Genomic DNA, 16,196 nt, shown 5'->3' with positions numbered 1-16,196 from the left:
GCCTCGGTCGCGGCGGTTCGCCCGCCGCGACCGAGCCCGCCTCGTCGTTCGGACGGCTCAGCGCAGGGCGATCCGGTCGAAGTGTGTCGTGGTGTGCCGCAGCGCGGCCTCCAACTCGTCGCCGGGCTTGGGCGGCGCCACGTCGTTGGCCAGGAACAGCAGGCTGACCTGCATGTGCGGCGGCTCGGCGAACCAGCGCTGCTTGCCCGCCCAGGTGAACGGGGACAACGAGCGGTTGACGGTGGCCAGGCCGGCCCGGGCCACGCCCTTGGCGCGCGGCATCACCCCGCGCACGGTCTTGGGGGCCTCCAGGCCCACACCCTGCGCGGTGCCGCCGCTGACCACCACCAGGTGCCCGTCACTGGGCGCCTTGCGCTGGCGATAGCCGAACCGCTCGCCGCGCGCGATGCGCACCACGTCCAACACCGTCCCGCGACTGGCCAGCACGTCGTGGTCGCCCAGCCACAGGTCGGTGCCGATCCGCGGTCGGAACTCGGTGTCCGGGTGCCGCTCGCGCAACGCCGCGAGCTCGGCCGCCTTCAGGTGGCTGACGTACATCGTGCGCACCGGCAGCCGCGCCGCGCGCAGCCGCTCGACCCAGCCCACCACCTCGGCCACCGGGTCGTACCCGTCCGGGTGGTCCAGCGGCAGGTGCAGCGAGAAGCCCTCCAGGCGCACGTCGTCCATCCCGGTGCGGAGCTTGACCAGCTCCTCCTCGGTGACCCCGTCGCGCTTCATCGTGGTCATGCACGCGACCACCACCCGGCAGCCCACCAGGTCCCGGGCGGCCTGCACCGAGGACACCGTGCGGATGGTGCGGTCCGGCAGCGGGACCGCCTCCTCGCCGCGCAGATACGGCGTGAGCACCAGCACCTTGCCGTCGAAGTGGTCCTTGACCACCGCGGCCTCGTACGTGGTCCCCACGGCCACGGTGTCCACGCACATCCGGGTGGCCTCCTCGGCCAGCCTGGGATTGGTGAACCCGTACCCGTTGCCCTTCATCACCGGTACGAGACCGGGGAACGTGTCGCGTACCTCGTCCTGGTGCTTGCGCCAGCGGGCAGCGTCGACGTAGAGCGTGAGCGACATGGGCGCTTCGGGGCCTTCCGTGTGCGGGGCTTGCCCTTGGGAACACAGGGCGGAGGCGGGGGACACGCGACGCCGGCCGCGTCACGATGATCATCACGTAACAGCCGACGACACAGGTGCCGCCGGCGTTGCGTCAGCGACGCGACATGTACATGTCGAGTGCCTTGTGCAGCATCTTGTTGAGCGGGAAGTCCCACTCGCCGAGGTATTCGACGGCCTGGCCGCCGGTGCCGAGCTTGAACTGGATGAGACCGAAGAGGTGGTCGTTCTCGTCCAGGGTGTCGCTGATGCCGCGCAGGTCGTACGCCGAGGCGCCGAGCGCGTACGCGTCGCGCAACATCCGCCACTGGATCGCGTTCGAGGGACGCACCTCGCGCTTGTGGTTGGCCGAGGCGCCGTACGAGTACCAGACGTGGTCGCCCACCGTGACCATCGTGGTGGACGCGAGCACCTCGCCCTCGTGCTTGGCCAGGTACAGCCGCATGCGTTCGGGGTCCTCGGCGTTGAGCGCCTTCCACATGCCCTGGAAGTAGGCCAGCGGGCGCGGCGTGAAGTGGTCGCGCACGGCGGTGACCTTGTAGACCTCGTGGAAGACGGGCAGGTCGTCGTAGCCGCCCTGGACCACGTCGACGCCGGCCTTCGTGGCCTTCTTGATGTTGCGTCGCCACAACTGGTTGAAGCCCGCGTGCACGTCGTCGAGGCTGCGCCGGACCAGCGGCACCTGGAACACGTAGCGCGGCTGCACGTCGCCGAAGCCGGCGCCGCCCGACGCGTCCTGCTGCCAGCCCAGGCCGCGCAGTTGCCGCTCCAGCTCCGCGCCGCGCTCGTCGGTCCAGTCCGGGGTCAGATCGCGCAGTCGGTTCGCCGACTTGGCCGCGATCGCCTTCTTGATCGTGTCCGCCTCCCAGCGGGCGATCACCACCGGCGGGCCCATCTTGACCGAGAACGAACCGCGGCTCTTGAGATGCGCGAGCATCGGGTCGAGCCACTTGCGCAGATCGCCGTCGAACCAGTCGATGACCGGCCCCTCCGGCATGTACGCGAGATAGCGCTTTATCTTCGGCAGTTGCCGGTACAGCACGAGTGCCGCGCCCACCACCGCGCCCGATTCGTCGATCCAACCGATGCTCTCGGACCGCCATTCACTCTTCACCGCGCCCCAGGAAGGGCACTGAAGAAAGCTCACGGAGGGCCTGCCCTTGATGAAGGCGAGATGCTCCTCGGCGGTGAGCGTCCTCAGGCGCAAAGACATGTAAGAGCTCCTCGAAATCGGTTCGGCCGTGACAGAGGTTACTGCGCCTTTGGGCGCTATGGATCGTGCCGGGCGGCACACGCGGGACGGTACGCGAACAATTCGGTCTTTCGGCGTCGAAACAGACGCTTGACTGTGTCAGTAATCAGCAATCGTCGCTTAACAATCGCGACTCGGCGGGGAAACCGCGTCTCGCCAGACTCCGGTACGTCATCCCTCGGAACCGAAGGAGTCCCGGCATCGTGCGGAAAATCACGGTTTACCGACCCTGGGCGCGCGTCGCCGCCCTGTCGCTGGCCGCCCTGCTCGTCACCTCCTGCGCCGCCGACGAGAGCACCGCGAAGAAGGGTGCCGCCGGTCCGGACGTCGGCGGGGACTCGATCAAGGTCGGAGTGCTGCACTCGCTCAGCGGCACCATGGCCATCTCCGAGGTGACCGTGAAGAACTCGGTCCTGCTCGCGATCGACGAGATCAACGCCAAGGGCGGCGTGCTCGGCAAGAAGATCTCACCGGTCACCGAGGACGGCGCCTCCGACTGGCCGACCTTCGCCGAGAAGGCGCAGAAGCTGATCTCCCGGGACCGGGTCGCGGTGACCTTCGGCGGGTGGACCTCGGCGAGCCGCAAGGCGATGTTGCCGGTGTTCGAGAAGAACCGACAACTGCTCTTCTACCCCGTGCAGTACGAGGGCCTGGAGAGCTCGCCGTACATCTTCTACACCGGGGCGACCACCAACCAGCAGATCGTGCCGGGCCTGGACTACCTCAAGAGCCAGGGCAAGAAGAAGATCTTCCTGGTCGGCAGCGACTACGTCTTCCCGCGCACCGCCAACAAGATCATCAAGGCGTACGCGAAGGCGAACGGCATGGAGGTGGTCGGCGAGGAGTACACGCCGCTGGGCCACACCGAGTACAGCACCCTGATCAACAAGGTCGAGTCGGCCAAGCCCGATGCGGTGTTCAACACCCTCAACGGCGACAGCAACGTGGCGTTCTTCAAGCAACTGCGCGGCAACGGCGTCGGCGCGGCGAGCATGCCCGTGCTCTCGGTCAGCGTCGCCGAGGAGGAGGTCCGGGGCATCGGCCCGGACAACATCGTCGGTCAGCCGGTCGCCTGGAACTACTACCAGAGCACCGAAACCCCGCGGAACACCGAATTCGTCGCCGCCTACAAGGCCAAGTACGGCGCGGACAAGGTCACTTCGGACCCGATGGAGGCCGGCTACAACTCGGTCCACCTGTGGAAGGCCGCGGTCGAGAAGGCACAGAGCTTCGATCCCGAGGCGGTGAAGAAGGCCGCGGACGGCGTCTGGATCGACGCGCCCGAAGGCCGGGTCACCATCGACGGCGCGACCCAACACGTGCACAAGACCGCGCGGATCGGTGTGGTCCAGCCGGACGGCCTGATCAAGGAGGTCTGGAACTCCGGGGCGCCGATCAAGCCGGATCCCTACCTCAAGGCCTATCCGTGGGCCTCGGGCCTGTCCTAGTCGGGTGACGCGGCCGGTCCGGCGACGCGACCCGACCCGGCCCGGCGGCTCGACCCGGTCCGGCGACGCGACCCGGGAGACAGGCACAGGGGACCACGGAGACAGGAGGTATCACCCGGTGCACGCATTCCTGAACCAATTGCCGATCGGCCTCGCGATCGGCGCCGTCCTGCTGCTGATCGCGCTCGGCCTGACCTTCACCTTCGGTCAGATGGGCGTGATCAACATGGCCCACGGCGAATTCATCATGGCCGGCGCCTACACCGCGTACATGGTGCAGGCGCCGGTGGCGGCACTCGGTCTGAAGGGTCAGGCCGTACCGGTCGCCCTCCCCGTGGCGTTCGTGGTCGCGGGCACCATGGGACTGATCCTGGAGCGGGTGCTGATCCGCCGCTTCTACGGCCGGCCGCTGGACACGCTGCTGCTCACCTGGGGCGTGTCGCTGGTGCTCCAGCAGGTCGCGCGGGATCTGTTCGGTGCCCCCAACGTCCAGGTGGTGGCGCCCGATTGGCTGGTCGGCGGGAACGAGGTGTTCGGCGTCCGGATCCAGTACGCCCGGGTGTTCATCCTGGTGCTGGCGCTGCTCTGCGTGGCTGCGATCCGGATCTACCTGGACCGCACCCGCCAGGGTCGGCGGATGCAGGCGGTGATGCAGAACCGCCGGCTCGCCGCGTGCGGCGGGATCGACACCGGGCGGGTGGACCAGCGCACCTTCTTCATCGGATCCGGCCTGGCCGGCGTGGCCGGTGTCGCGCTGACCCTGGTCGGCCCGGTCGGGCCCTCGCTCGGCACGTACTACATCGTCGACGCGTTCCTGGTGGTCGTGGCGGGTGGGCTGGGCCGGCTGGAGGGCGCGGTGATCGCGGCCTTCGCGCTGGGCCTGATGAACAGCTACCTGGAGTACTGGTCGGACGCCTCGCTGGCCAAGGTGCTGGTCTTCGCGGTCGTCATCGGCTTCCTGCAACTGCGTCCGCAGGGCCTGTTCGTGCTGCGCTCGCGGGCGCTGACGTGAGCGGCCGCGCGGGCGGACGATGGGCCCGATCCGAGAACTGGCGCGGGACGGTCGGCTTCATCGCCACCGCCCTGCTCGTGTTCGCCGTCGCACCCGCGACGTTGAGTCCCTTCCGCCTCGAACTCCTGGCCAAATACCTGTGCTTCGCGATCGCCGCGCTCGGCATCGGGCTGGCCTGGGGCAAGGGCGGGATGTTGACCCTGGGCCAGGGGGTGTTCTTCGGCCTCGGCGGCTACGCGATGGCGATGCACCTCAAACTCGCCGAGGCGGGTCCCGGGCAACTGCCCGACTTCATGGTCTGGAGCGGGGTCGACCGACTCCCGATGGTGTGGGAGCCGTTCCGCCAACCATGGTTCGCCCTGGCCATGGTGGTGCTGCTGCCGGGCACCGTCGCCGCGCTGCTGGGCCTGCTGGTCTTCGGCCGTCGGGTACGCGGTGCCTACTTCGCCATCCTCACCCAGGCGCTCGCCGCCGCGTTCACCATCTGGCTGGTCGGTCAACAGGCCCTGACCGGCGGCACCAACGGGCTGACCGACTTCGGCACCTTCTTCGGCCTGGACCTGGCCGCCGACGCGGACCGGCGCACGTTGTACTTCGTCGTGGCGATCGTGCTCGGCCTGCTCTATCTGGGCTTTCGGCAGGTCGTGGCGAGCCGGTTCGGCCGGCTCCTGGTGGCGGTGCGCGACGGCGAGGACCGGGTGCGCTTCCTGGGCTACGACCCGGCGCTGGTCAAGACCGTCGCCTTCACCCTGTCCGCGATCTCCGCGGGCATCGCCGGCGCGCTGTTCGTTCCGGTGGTCGGCATCATCTCGCCCGCCCTGCTGGGGGTGGTGCCCTCGCTGGAACTGGTCTTCGCGGTCGCGGTCGGCGGTCGGTACGCGTTGGCCGGCGCGATCCTGGGCGCGGTCCTGCTCAACTACGCCAAGACCACGTTCTCGGAGAACTACGCGGACGGCTGGCTCTACCTCCAGGGCGTCCTGTTCATCGTGGTGATGGCGTTCGCGCCCAAGGGTGCCCTCGGCCTGGTCGGGCAGATCCGGGACACGATCGCCCGCCGCCGCTCGACGCGCACGAGTGCGCCGGCGCGCCCCCGTACCGCCGAGGAGGTGTCCGGATGAGCGAGCCACTGCTGAGCGTGCGGGGTCTGGGTGTGGTGTTCGGCGGATTCCGCGCGATCGACGGCGTCGACCTGACCGTCGAGGAGGGCGAGCTGCGCTTTCTGATCGGTCCCAACGGGGCGGGCAAGACCACCCTGATCGACATCGTCACCGGTCTGACCCGGCCCACCGAGGGCAGCGTGCGCTTCGCCGGCACCGAGTTGGTCGGCCGGCGCGAGCATCAGGTGGTCCGGGCGGGCATCGGTCGCACCTTCCAGACCGCGGTGGTCTTCGAGGAATTGACCGTCGAGGAGAACGTCGACCTGGCCGGCTCGTTCCGGCTCGGCCTGCACCGTCTGCTGCGACGACGGCGCGGACGCGGCACCGCGGTCGAGGCGGCGCTGGCGGACACCGGCCTGATCGACCTGGCCGACCGCCCGGCCGGCGTGCTCTCGCACGGGCAGCGGCAGTGGCTGGAGATCGCCATGCTGCTCGCCCAGGAGCCGCGCCTGCTGCTGCTCGACGAGCCGGTGGCGGGCATGTCCCGGGACGAGCGCGAGCGCACCGGCGCACTGCTGACCGCGATCGCCCGGGACCGCACGGTGATCGTGGTCGAACACGACATGGAGTTCGTCCGCACCTACGCGTCCACGGTGACGGTGCTGCACGAGGGGCGGGTGCTCACCGAGGGCGACATGGCCTCGGTCCAGGCGGATCCGACCGTGCGGGAGGTCTATCTCGGCCGCTCGCGCGAGGCGCGGACCCGGACGGCCGGCGAGGCCCACGAGCGGGAGGCGGTGTCCTGATGGACGCGATGTTGGAGGTGGCCGGCCTGGAGGCCGGCTACGGCCGGGCCCGGGTGTTGTTCGGCGTCGACCTCACCGTCGCAGCGGGCTCGCTCGTGTGCGTCATGGGCCGCAACGGCGTCGGCAAGACCACGCTGCTCGAAACGATCATGGGCGTGTTGCCGGTACGCGCCGGCCGGGTCCGGTTCCGCGGCCGCGACATCACCCGGCTGCCGACCCACGAGCGGGTCCGGCTGGGCCTGGGCTACGTGCCGCAGGGGCACGAGAGCTTCGACCGGCTCAGTGTGCGGGAAAACCTGCGGGTGACCCGGGAGGCGAGCGGCGGCCGGGACGCGGGCGTGCCGGACGAGGTGTTGGATCTGTTCCCGCGTCTGCGCCCGCTGCTGAACCGACCCGCCGGCTTCCTCTCCGGCGGCCAGCAACAACAGCTCGCCATCGCCCGCACCCTGGTCACCGAACCGGCGATGCTGATCCTGGACGAGCCCACCGAGGGCATCCAGCCCTCGATCGTGACCGAGATCGAGGACGTCATCGAGCGGCTGCACCGCGAGCGCGGCCTCGCGGTGCTGCTCGTCGAGCAGTATCTGGACTTCGCGGAGCGCCTGGCGGACCGCTTCACGGTCCTGGACGCGGGCGTCGTGGTGCGCGAGGGCGCCGGCCGCGAACTGGCCGAACCGGAGATCCGGCGACTGCTGGCCGTGTGAGTCGCCGGATACGGGTGCGGGTGCTCAGTACAGTCCGCCGTGGAACATGTTCATGAACAGGGCGACGGCGGACACACCCAGCGCGAGCACCGTGACCACACGCTCTGCGGTAGTCGCCGAGAACATCTGACTGACCAGTCCGGTCAGCACGCCCGCGAGCGCGGTCCACGCGCCCAGGATGTGCATCCCCTCGAAGAACGCGCAGATGCCCGCCACCAGCGCGAACAGCACCACTGCGGCCACCAGCGCGTTCTCGCGCGGATGGGCACGGCCGTCGGAGTTGAGGGTCAGCCGGGGCCGGTGCGCTCCCGCGGTCGCGGCGGTTCCCGTACGGCGGATCGTATGTGCCATCACGCACCTCCGGTGAGTGACTGCGGTACGGACCTTTTGTCCGTATATCCATCCCCCAGGGTGACGGGCGTCATGCTCGGATTTCAAGAGTGTGTGTGGGGCCGGGTACGCTGTACCGTCCGCTGCCTTCTCGGCACCCCCGTGCGTTTTCGGATCGGGGGCCGCCTTGGCGTGGCGGCATTTACGCAAGCCCTCCTGCCACGGAGATTCCGTGGCCGATCAGTCCACAGGAGGTGGGTGTTCACATGCGTAGCTACGAACTCATGGTCATCCTCGACGCGGACCTCGAAGAGCGCGCGGTCACGCCGCTGCTCGAGCAGTTCCTCAATGTCATCCGCAACGACGGTGGCAAGGTCGAGAAGATCGACACGTGGGGCCGTCGCCGGCTCTCGTACGAGATCAAGAAGAAGTCCGAGGGCATCTACGCCGTCGTGGACCTGGCCGCGGAGCCCGCGACCGTCAAGGAACTCGACCGTCAGATGAACCTCAACGAGTCGGTGCTGCGGACCAAGGTCCTGCGCCCCGACCAGCGCTAGTCCGAGCTCGCGCGCACCACCAACCACACCGCACGTCGAAACGCAGCACTGCGCTGAAATCAGCGAAGGGGTCAGCATGGCAGGCGAGACCATCATCACTGTTGTCGGAAACCTGACTGCCGACCCGGAACTGCGCTTCACGCCCAGCGGTGCCGCTGTCGCGAACTTCACCGTGGCGTCCACGCCGCGCACGTTCGACCGTCAGACGAACGAGTGGAAGGACGGCGAAGCGCTGTTCCTCCGTTGTTCGGCCTGGAAGCAGCTGGCGGAGAACGTCGCGGAATCCCTCCAGCGCGGCACGGGCGTCATCGTCCAGGGCCGGCTGAAGCAGCGGTCCTACGAGACCAAAGAGGGCGAGAAGCGCACCGTCGTGGAGCTCGAGGTCGACGAGATCGGCCCGACCCTGAAGTGGGCCACCGCCAAGATCACCAAGACCAGCCGCGGAGGCGGCGGCCAGGGTGGTTACGGCGGCGGTCAGCAGCAGGGCGGTGGCGGTTACGGCGGCCAACAGGGCGGCGGACAGCAGGGTGGCGGTGGCTACGGCGGCCGTCCCCAGCAGGGCGGTGGCGCACCCGCCGACGACCCGTGGGCCACTCCCGCAGGGGGCGGCCAGCAGCAGGGCGGCGGCGCGGGGGGCTGGGGTCCCCCGCCGGGCGGCTACTCGGACGAACCCCCCTTCTAGGCCGCAAGGCCGAGGGATCGGTTCGCACCCCGAGCTGAAGACTTCTGAAACGATCTGGAGAGCACAATGGCGAAGGCGCCTGCGCGCAAGCCTAAGAAGAAGGTCTGCGTGTTCTGCAAGGAGAAGATCTCCTATGTGGACTACAAGGACACCAACCTGCTGCGGAAGTTCATCTCCGACCGCGGGAAGATCCGCGCTCGTCGCGTGACCGGTAACTGCACGCAGCACCAGCGTGACGTCGCCGTGGCTGTCAAGAACAGCCGCGAGATGGCGCTGCTGCCGTACACCAGCACTGCTCGCTGAGAAAGGGTGATCTTGTCATGAAGCTCATCCTCACCCACGAGGTGACCGGTCTCGGTGAGCCCGGCGACATCATCGAGGTCAAGGACGGCTACGGCCGCAACTACCTCATCCCGCGCGGCTACGCGATCCGCTGGAGCCGTGGCGGCGAGAAGGACGTGGCGGCCATCCGTCGCGCCCGCAAGGTCCGCGAGATCCGCACGCTCGACCAGGCCGCCGAGGTCAAGGGTCAGCTCGCGGGTCTCAAGGTGACGCTCCAGACGCGCGCCGGCGAGACGGGCCGACTCTTCGGCTCGGTCACCGTCGCGGACGTCGTGTCGGCCATCAAGGCCGCCGGCGGTCCGGACATCGACAAGCGTCGCGTCGAGATCGGTACGCCGATCAAGACCGTCGGGTCGCACCGCATCACGGTCCGCCTCCACCAGGAGGTTTCGGCCGCGCTCGACCTCGACGTCGTGCCCGCCTGACCTGAAGCACCCGAACGGCCCGACCCCTTCCGGGGTCGGGCCGTTCGGCGTTTCCGAGTAGTCGACTGAGTAGTGGTACTCATGTCCCGAACACCCCTTCCGTCGCACGCTGGAGACACACGCCGGGCGGTCCGGCGGGGCAAAGGGGCGGACGGTCATGGCCAGGTTCATCCGACAGTGGTTGCTGCGTGTGGTCAGCTTCGCGCTGACCGGTCTGTATCAGCTCTACCGCGTCCATCCCGTCGTCTGGCGCTGGACCGCGCGCAACTATCGGCCGTGGATGCAGCGGTTCGCCCGCCGGCACGCGTGGATGACCTGCCAGTTCGCCGCGCTCGACGTGCCCGCGTACCGCGACTTCCTGCGCCGGCACCGTTGGCGCTTCCGCTGGTTCGACCTCACCTCCTACCCGGAGACGTCCAAGGAGAACTACGTCAAGGCGTACCCCGAGGACACCCGGTGCTGGCTGGGCACGCTGGAGGTGGCCGGGACGGTCGTGGACGAGTCCTCCGGCTCCTCCGGGACACCGCACAACTGGCTGCGCTCGCGGCGCGAACTCAAGTCGGTGCACCGCAACGTGGCCGGCTACACCTCGCTGGTGTTCCCCCGACGCAAGTTGTTCGTGATCAACGCCTACTCGATGGGCGCGTGGGCCACCGGGACCAACACCGGCATCGCGATGGCCCGGGTGGCGATGGTCAAGAACACCGGGCCCGACATCGACAAGATCGTGGACACGCTGCGCCACTTCGGGCCGCGCTTCACCTACCTGGTCACCGCGTACCCGCCCTTCCTCAAGCATCTGCGCGACCGGCTCGACGCCGAGGGCTTCGACTGGCGGCGGCACGCGATGTACGGCTTCGTCGGCGGCGAGGGCATGACCGAGGCGTTGCGCGACTATCTGGAGGAGCGGTTCGTCAAGGTGCGCTCGGGCTACGGGGCCTCGGACCTGACCATCGGGATGGCCGGCGAGAGCGACGCGACGGTGTGGCTGCGCAAGCGGCTGCTGACCGACGAGCGGCTGCGGGCGCGCGTGCTCGGGCCGGACGAGGGGCGGGTGCCGATGGTGTTCCAGTACAACCCGCTGGAGACGTACCTGGAGACCAACGCCGACGACGAGGTGATCTGCACGATCAACTCGACCGCGGTGATGAGTCCCAAGGTGCGCTACAACATCGGCGACGAGGGCCGGCTGCTGACCTTCGCCGAGGTCGAGGAGATGATCCGGCCGGACGCGCAGGCCTGGGTCGGCTGGGAACGCGCGGCGCGGGTCGAGGGCATGCGGCTGCCGATGTTGCTGCTGTTCGGGCGCAAGGACAGCACGATCTCCTACATGGGCGCCAACATCTATCCGCAGGACGTCGAGTACGGGCTCTATCAGGACAACCCGATGGCGGCGCACCTGGAGGGTTTCTGCCTGACCGTCGACGAGTACGCCGACCTGGAGAGCCGGCCCGTGGTCAACCTCCAACTGCGCGACGGGACCTCGCTCGACGACGCGGACCGGGAGAAGCTCGCCCGGGTGTGCCGGGAGGGTGTGGTGCGCCATCTGGCCCGGGTCAGCCGGGATTTCGCCCAGTCGCTCGCGGAGGACCCGACGGCGGCCGACGTGCGGGTGCTCGTACACGACTTCGGCACCGGGCCGTTCCTGCACGGCACCACCAAGATCAAGAACGTCTACCTCGTGGAGGGGGAGCAGCGATGAGGACCACCGACTTCTCGGCGGCACCGCCGCAGGCGCGCGGCGAGGCGTTGTTCATCGGAGCCACGCACTACAGCGGGCTGCGGTCGTTGTTGTCGTTGGCCCGGCCGTGGTTGCGGATGGTGCGCACGATGAAGCGCATGGAGGGCTACCGCTGGCACAAGGTCTACCGCCAGGGCCCGTTCACACTCGGTACGGTCGCGGTGTTCGCGGATCAAGACGCGATGTTGCGGTTCGCCCGTTCCAAGGCGCACCGCGACCTGATGTGCTGGATGACCGATCACGACGACCGCAACGGCACGGCGGGCTTCATCCGGCTCTTCGACGCGCAGCCGGCCGGCTACAGCAACGGCGAGTGGCGGGCCGAGGGCGACGGCATGGCGCACATCGAGGAGTTCACCCCGATCGGCCGCGAGGAGACCGGCGCGCCGGTGCACCGGAAGGCGAAGTCGTGATACCGACGGTGGAGCGGGTCGAGTCCCGGCGCGCGCTGCGCGACTTCTGCGAACTCCCGCTGCGGCTGCACCCGAAGGACCGCTACGTACCGGTTTTGCGCGGTCAGGTGCGGCAGTGGCAGCGGGCCGGGATCGAGTTGTACGTGGTGCGGGATCGGGCCGGGCGCGTCGTGGGGCGGACCTGCCTGCACACCGACGGGCGCTTCGACGCCAAATTGCGCGGGCGGCATCAGCTCTTCGGGCTCACCGAGTTCAGCGACGATCCCGAGGTGTTCGCCGTCCTGGTGGACCTGATGGAGCGGCGGGCCGCGCGGGCCGGTCGCGACCGCCTGTTCGGACCGGTGGCGCTGTTGCCGAACCAGACCGGCGGGGTGATCACCTCCGGGTTCACCGAGCGCGGCTTCGTGGACTCGGCGTGGAATCCGGCGCGTTATCCCGAGACCTACGAACGGGCCGGCTTCGCGAGGAGGTTCTCCGCCTCCACCTGGATCTGCCCGGATCTGCGCGAGCGCACCGACGACCCCGACGAGACGTACGTGTTCGACGACGCGCGGATCGCCACCGAGCGGTTGGTGATCCGGCGCGGATCACGTCGTCGGCTGGCCGAGCAACTGCCGATCCTGCACTCGATGTTGAACGCGAGCTTCGGGCAGCTCGGCTACTACACGCCGATCGAACTCGACGAACTGCGGGCGCAGACGGACGGCTTGGCGCATCTGTTGGACGAGTCGCTGCTGCTGTGGCTGGAGCGGGCGGGCGAGCCGATCGCGTTCACCCTCGCGGTGCCGGACATCTCGGAGTTCCTGATGCGGATCGGCGGCGATCTGCACCTGGGCAACCAGCTACGTCTGCTGGCCACGCGCGGGCGCCATCGCCGCGAGGCCGTGCTGATCATCAAGGGGACCGTGCCGGCGGCCCAGGGGCGCGGCTATCTGACGCTGCTCGCGCGCGAGCAGTACCGGGCGCTGCGGGCGGGCGGCTACCACGCGTTGCGCAGCACCTGGGTCGAGGACGACAACAAGGCCTCGGCGGCGCAGTATCGCCGGATCGGCGGACGCGAGCTGCACGGGCATACGTTCTACGTGCGATCGCTGGGGAGCGCGTCGTGAGCGGGCAACTCGAGGAGCTGTTGAGGGCGGCCGGGCGGGCGCCGAGCGCGCACAACACCCAGCCGTGGACGGTGTCGCCGAGCGGCGCCCTGGGTTACGCGCTGTCCTGGGACGCCGCGCGCGAGCTGCCGGTCGGCGACCCCACCCGGCGGGACCTGTTCCTGGCACTCGGGGCGTTCACGGAGGCGTTCCTGATCGCGTCGGCGGACCTGGGCGTGCCGCTGCGGGTGGAGTGGACCGGCGCGTCGGAGCGGGGCCCGGTGGCTCGTTTCGTGCGGGCGTACGAGTGTCATCCGACGCCGTTCACGGCGGCGGACCTGGCGGGGCGGCGCAGCGCGCGCGGGGCGTACGAGCCGGGGGCGCTGCCGGACGCGGTGTTCGCGGAGGCGGGCGACGCGTTCGCCGGGTCGGCCGGGCTGTGGCGCGGCGGGACCCGGGCGCTGGCGCCGTTGTCGGAGGAGGCGGACCGGTGGTTGTTCGCGGATCCGGCGCTGGTCGCCGAGTTGCGGCGGTGGTTGCGGCTGCGGCCGGTGCCGGCCGGGCACCCGGACGCGCGGGACGGGCTGACCGGGCCGGCGCTCGCGCTGTCCCGGGTCGAGGAGCGGGCGTTGCGCGCGGCGCTGAGTCCGGCCGCCCATCGGGTGCTGCGCCGGGTCGGGTTGGCCCGGGCGTTGGCGGCGGCGTCGCGGGGGGTGATGCGCTACGACGGAACCGTGCTGGTGGTGACCGCGCCGACGGTGCCCGCAGAGCCGAAGCACCTGCTCGAAGCGGGGCGGGGGCTGTTGCGCTGCTGGTTGACGTTGGCCCGGCACGGGTACGCGACGCATCCGCTCAGCCAGCTCATCGACTGCGGGCGCACCTGCGGGGAGTTGGCGGATCGGGTGGGGGCGGTTCCGTGGGCGGTGTTTCGGGTCGGACGGCCGGTGCGGGAACCGGTGCGGTCCGCGCGGCGGACGGACTGAGCGGGGGCGACACCGGGTGGGCGGGCGTGATCCGGGCGGGCGGTGGAGTTCGGGCGGTGGGGTGGTCGGAATCCCACGGACGGGTGGGTCCGGCGACTTGCCTGGATACCCTAGGGGGGTATAAATTCATCGTCGTGGGGCCGATCATGGTCCTCGTATCGACGAAAGGATCACCGTCATGAGCACCGCCACCTTCACCGTCAGCGGGATGACCTGCGGCCACTGCGTATCGTCGGTCACCGAGGAGGTCTCCGAGGTCTCGGGCGTGACCGACGTCAAGGTCGAGTTGGCCTCCGGCCTGGTGACCGTGACCTCCGAGGCGCCCGTGGACGCGGACGCGGTGCGCGCGGCCGTCGTGGAGGCGGGCTACGAGGTCGTCGGGGCGTGAGTCCGAGCCAGCGGTGTTCGTGGTCGGCAACCCACCGCGACTGCGCCGGTTCACGTCGACGGCGGGCATGCCCGGCGTCGGGGACGCGACGGGGACGGGGTGCGGGAGTCGGCGGCGCGTCGAGGTCCGGCCTTCCGGCCCCGGTCGGATGTTCGCGAAGCCCGGTCCGGCCGCTCTCGGCCCGACCGCCGTGCGTGCCGCCAGGGTGTGCCCGACCTCAGCGTTTGCCCGTCACCAGCCACGCGTCGCCGTGCGCGCGCCGGCCGAGCACGACCAGGCGGGTGAGCATGAACGTGCCGATCGCCCACCACCAGACCGCGATCAGGCCGCCGCCCAGGGCCAGTACGGTGCCCAGCACCGCGCAGAAGACGGCCAGCACGATCGGCATGGTGAGCGCGAGGTAGCGGCCGTCGCCCGCGCCTATCAACACTCCGTCCAGCACGAACACCGCGCCGGCGAGCGGCTGGAGCACGGCGACCGCGAGCAGCGTGCCCGCCAGCAGGTCGCGCACCGCCGGGTCGGCGGTGAACAGCGGGATGTACAGCGGGCGGGCCAGGACCACCACGATCGCGAACGACACGCCGGTCCAGACCCCCCACACCAGCATCCGGCGAGTCGCCGCGCGGGCCCCGGCCGCGTCCCCGGCGCCCAGCGCCCGGCCCACTATCGCCTGGGCCGCGATGGCCAGGGCGTCCATCGCGAAGGCGAGGAAGGTCCACACCTGCCAGGCGACCTGGTGCGTGGCGATCGAGGTGTCGCCCATGTGGGTGGCGGCCACGGTGGCCACGACGAGGATCGCGCGCAGGCTGACGGTGCGTACGAACAGCGGCGCGCCGGCGCTCGCGGACGCGCGTATGCCGGCGGGGTCCGGTCGCAACGACGCGCCGTGTCGGCGGGCGCCGCGGACGACGCGGACCAGGTAGACCAGGGCCATCCCGGTCTGCGCGAGCACCGTGCCCCACGCGGATCCGGCGATGCCCCAGTGCAGGCCGTACACGAACACGATGTTGAGCAGCAGGTTGGCGCCGAAGCCGAGTACCGCGACCACGAGCGGGGTCCGGGTGTCCTGGAGCCCGCGCAGCACGCCGGTGGCGGCGAGCACGATCAGCATCGCCGGGATGCCCAGCGAACCGATCCGCAGATAGGTCACCGCGTGCGGCGTCGCGCTGTCCGAGGCGCCGAACGCCGCGACCACCCACGGGGCGGCGACCAAGCCGACCACGAGCAGGGCGGTGCCCAGCAGTGCGGCCAGCCACAGCCCGTCCAGGCCCTGGCGGATCGCGGCGCGCGGGTCGCCCGCGCCGATCAGGCGGGCGACGGCGGCGGTGGTCGCGTAGGCGAGGAACACGCACAGGTTGACCAGGGTGGTCAGCACCGCGCCCGCGACGCCGAGGCCGGCCAACTGGGGTGTGCCCAGGCGGCCGACGATCGCCGAGTCGACGAGCACGAACAGCGGCTCGGCGACGAGGGCGAAGAAGGCGGGTATCGCCAGGCGCAAGATGTCGCGGTCGTGTGCGCGGCGCCGGGCCCGGTCGGCGGGCGCCGGCGGGGTCGCGGGCTCGCGGGTGGGCTGCTCGGTGCCGCGATCCCCGGTGCCGAGCCGCTCGGGGACGGGCGGCTCGCCGGTGGGCGGCTCTGGGGGTGGGGACGGGACCGTGGACGGCACGCGTCCACCGTAGTCATCCACAGGTAAGGGTCACAATGCGCTCCTGGTCATTACCGGCGAGCGCGGGGCGTACGCGGGTGCACACGTGGGGCGATAGCCGCATGATTCGCCCAACAGTTTTTCACATACACAGC

Annotated in this window: 18 protein-coding genes; 14 read left to right on the top strand and 4 right to left on the bottom strand. The window is 70.1% G+C overall.

Features of this window, described 5'->3' with window-relative positions; translation table 11 throughout:
* Nucleotides 1-57: 57 nt before the first annotated feature.
* Nucleotides 58-1,089, bottom strand: a complete 1,032-nt coding sequence (locus tag ACZ4FV_RS22280; protein ID WP_395867795.1) for an alanine racemase — start codon at nt 1,087-1,089, stop codon at nt 58-60.
* 133 nt (nt 1,090-1,222) lie between these two features.
* The gene (locus tag ACZ4FV_RS22275) at nt 1,223-2,341 is read right to left on the bottom strand and encodes a lipid II:glycine glycyltransferase FemX (RefSeq protein WP_395867797.1); all 1,119 of its coding nucleotides are present in this window, start codon (nt 2,339-2,341) and stop codon (nt 1,223-1,225) included.
* Between the two features lie 242 nt (nt 2,342-2,583).
* On the opposite strand from ACZ4FV_RS22275, the gene urtA reads away from it, so the two are divergent.
* From urtA to urtE, 5 genes are all read left to right on the top strand, one after another.
* A complete protein-coding gene (urtA, locus tag ACZ4FV_RS22270; RefSeq protein ID WP_395867799.1) occupies nt 2,584-3,828 on the top strand; it encodes an urea ABC transporter substrate-binding protein in 1,245 nt (414 codons plus the stop codon).
* Between the two features lie 118 nt (nt 3,829-3,946).
* A complete protein-coding gene (urtB, locus tag ACZ4FV_RS22265) occupies nt 3,947-4,840 on the top strand; it encodes an urea ABC transporter permease subunit UrtB (RefSeq protein WP_395867801.1) in 894 nt (297 codons plus the stop codon).
* Nucleotides 4,837-5,958 (top strand): urea ABC transporter permease subunit UrtC, encoded by a 1,122-nt coding sequence (urtC, locus tag ACZ4FV_RS22260; RefSeq protein WP_395867803.1) that lies wholly within the window; start codon nt 4,837-4,839, stop codon nt 5,956-5,958. Before urtB ends, urtC begins: the two co-directional genes overlap by 4 nt.
* Complete coding sequence (gene urtD, locus ACZ4FV_RS22255; protein ID WP_395867805.1) at nt 5,955-6,743, top strand: urea ABC transporter ATP-binding protein UrtD; 789 nt, start codon at nt 5,955-5,957, stop codon at nt 6,741-6,743. Before urtC ends, urtD begins: the two co-directional genes overlap by 4 nt.
* A gap of 8 nt (nt 6,744-6,751) precedes the next feature.
* On the top strand, nt 6,752-7,447 hold the full coding sequence (gene urtE, locus ACZ4FV_RS22250; protein ID WP_402234922.1) for an urea ABC transporter ATP-binding subunit UrtE: 696 nt from the start codon (nt 6,752-6,754) through the stop codon (nt 7,445-7,447).
* Between the two features lie 24 nt (nt 7,448-7,471).
* Here the strand turns inward: urtE and ACZ4FV_RS22245 are convergent, their stop codons facing one another.
* Nucleotides 7,472-7,798 (bottom strand): hypothetical protein, encoded by a 327-nt coding sequence (locus ACZ4FV_RS22245; protein WP_395867807.1) that lies wholly within the window; start codon nt 7,796-7,798, stop codon nt 7,472-7,474.
* A 245-nt stretch (nt 7,799-8,043) separates the two neighbouring features.
* Between ACZ4FV_RS22245 and rpsF the strand changes: the two genes are divergently transcribed.
* The 9 genes from rpsF to ACZ4FV_RS22200 all read left to right on the top strand — a co-directional run bounded on the left by rpsF (nt 8,044) and on the right by ACZ4FV_RS22200 (nt 14,396).
* A complete protein-coding gene (gene rpsF, locus ACZ4FV_RS22240; RefSeq protein WP_020557172.1) occupies nt 8,044-8,334 on the top strand; it encodes a 30S ribosomal protein S6 in 291 nt (96 codons plus the stop codon).
* A gap of 76 nt (nt 8,335-8,410) precedes the next feature.
* Nucleotides 8,411-9,016, top strand: a complete 606-nt coding sequence (locus ACZ4FV_RS22235; protein ID WP_402234830.1) for a single-stranded DNA-binding protein — start codon at nt 8,411-8,413, stop codon at nt 9,014-9,016.
* A gap of 66 nt (nt 9,017-9,082) precedes the next feature.
* On the top strand, nt 9,083-9,319 hold the full coding sequence (gene rpsR / locus ACZ4FV_RS22230) for a 30S ribosomal protein S18 (RefSeq protein WP_020557174.1): 237 nt from the start codon (nt 9,083-9,085) through the stop codon (nt 9,317-9,319).
* A 17-nt stretch (nt 9,320-9,336) separates the two neighbouring features.
* Nucleotides 9,337-9,783: a 50S ribosomal protein L9 gene (gene rplI, locus ACZ4FV_RS22225; protein WP_020557175.1), complete on the top strand. Its 447-nt coding sequence runs from the start codon at nt 9,337-9,339 to the stop codon at nt 9,781-9,783.
* A gap of 157 nt (nt 9,784-9,940) precedes the next feature.
* The gene (locus ACZ4FV_RS22220) at nt 9,941-11,485 is read left to right on the top strand and encodes a phenylacetate--CoA ligase family protein (RefSeq protein WP_395867810.1); all 1,545 of its coding nucleotides are present in this window, start codon (nt 9,941-9,943) and stop codon (nt 11,483-11,485) included.
* A complete protein-coding gene (locus ACZ4FV_RS22215; RefSeq protein ID WP_402234835.1) occupies nt 11,482-11,937 on the top strand; it encodes a DUF4188 domain-containing protein in 456 nt (151 codons plus the stop codon). The genes ACZ4FV_RS22220 and ACZ4FV_RS22215 overlap by 4 nt, the downstream gene beginning before the upstream one ends.
* Complete coding sequence (locus ACZ4FV_RS22210; RefSeq protein WP_465323109.1) at nt 11,934-13,046, top strand: hypothetical protein; 1,113 nt, start codon at nt 11,934-11,936, stop codon at nt 13,044-13,046. The genes ACZ4FV_RS22215 and ACZ4FV_RS22210 overlap by 4 nt, the downstream gene beginning before the upstream one ends.
* Nucleotides 13,043-14,008: a nitroreductase family protein gene (locus ACZ4FV_RS22205; RefSeq protein WP_465323108.1), complete on the top strand. Its 966-nt coding sequence runs from the start codon at nt 13,043-13,045 to the stop codon at nt 14,006-14,008. Before ACZ4FV_RS22210 ends, ACZ4FV_RS22205 begins: the two co-directional genes overlap by 4 nt.
* A 178-nt stretch (nt 14,009-14,186) precedes the next feature.
* The gene (locus ACZ4FV_RS22200; RefSeq protein ID WP_395867818.1) at nt 14,187-14,396 is read left to right on the top strand and encodes a heavy-metal-associated domain-containing protein; all 210 of its coding nucleotides are present in this window, start codon (nt 14,187-14,189) and stop codon (nt 14,394-14,396) included.
* Nucleotides 14,397-14,613: 217 nt separating this feature from the next.
* On the opposite strand, the gene ACZ4FV_RS22195 is transcribed toward ACZ4FV_RS22200, so the two are convergent.
* Nucleotides 14,614-15,897: an MATE family efflux transporter gene (locus tag ACZ4FV_RS22195; protein WP_395867969.1), complete on the bottom strand. Its 1,284-nt coding sequence runs from the start codon at nt 15,895-15,897 to the stop codon at nt 14,614-14,616.
* Between the last annotated feature and the right edge of the window lie 299 nt (nt 15,898-16,196).

The sequence above is a fragment of the Embleya sp. NPDC025285 genome (genome assembly GCF_055558835.1).
Note: the sequence above shows the minus strand (reverse complement) of the source record. Positions and strands in the feature narration are given on the sequence as shown.

Excerpts from the sequence above, each read along its gene's own strand:
- rpsF (WP_020557172.1), top strand. The coding sequence starts at position 8,044 with ATGCGTAGCTACGAACTCATGGTCATCCTCGACGCGGACCTCGAAGAG.
- ACZ4FV_RS22245 (WP_395867807.1), bottom strand. The coding sequence starts at position 7,798 with ATGGCACATACGATCCGCCGTACGGGAACCGCCGCGACCGCGGGAGCG.
- ACZ4FV_RS22200 (WP_395867818.1), top strand. The coding sequence starts at position 14,187 with ATGAGCACCGCCACCTTCACCGTCAGCGGGATGACCTGCGGCCACTGC.
- ACZ4FV_RS22235 (WP_402234830.1), top strand. The coding sequence starts at position 8,411 with ATGGCAGGCGAGACCATCATCACTGTTGTCGGAAACCTGACTGCCGAC.
- ACZ4FV_RS22215 (WP_402234835.1), top strand. The coding sequence starts at position 11,482 with ATGAGGACCACCGACTTCTCGGCGGCACCGCCGCAGGCGCGCGGCGAG.
- urtD (WP_395867805.1), top strand. The coding sequence starts at position 5,955 with ATGAGCGAGCCACTGCTGAGCGTGCGGGGTCTGGGTGTGGTGTTCGGC.
- ACZ4FV_RS22220 (WP_395867810.1), top strand. The coding sequence starts at position 9,941 with ATGGCCAGGTTCATCCGACAGTGGTTGCTGCGTGTGGTCAGCTTCGCG.
- ACZ4FV_RS22280 (WP_395867795.1), bottom strand. The coding sequence starts at position 1,089 with ATGTCGCTCACGCTCTACGTCGACGCTGCCCGCTGGCGCAAGCACCAG.
- rplI (WP_020557175.1), top strand. The coding sequence starts at position 9,337 with ATGAAGCTCATCCTCACCCACGAGGTGACCGGTCTCGGTGAGCCCGGC.
- ACZ4FV_RS22275 (WP_395867797.1), bottom strand. The coding sequence starts at position 2,341 with ATGTCTTTGCGCCTGAGGACGCTCACCGCCGAGGAGCATCTCGCCTTC.
- urtE (WP_402234922.1), top strand. The coding sequence starts at position 6,752 with ATGTTGGAGGTGGCCGGCCTGGAGGCCGGCTACGGCCGGGCCCGGGTG.
- rpsR (WP_020557174.1), top strand. The coding sequence starts at position 9,083 with ATGGCGAAGGCGCCTGCGCGCAAGCCTAAGAAGAAGGTCTGCGTGTTC.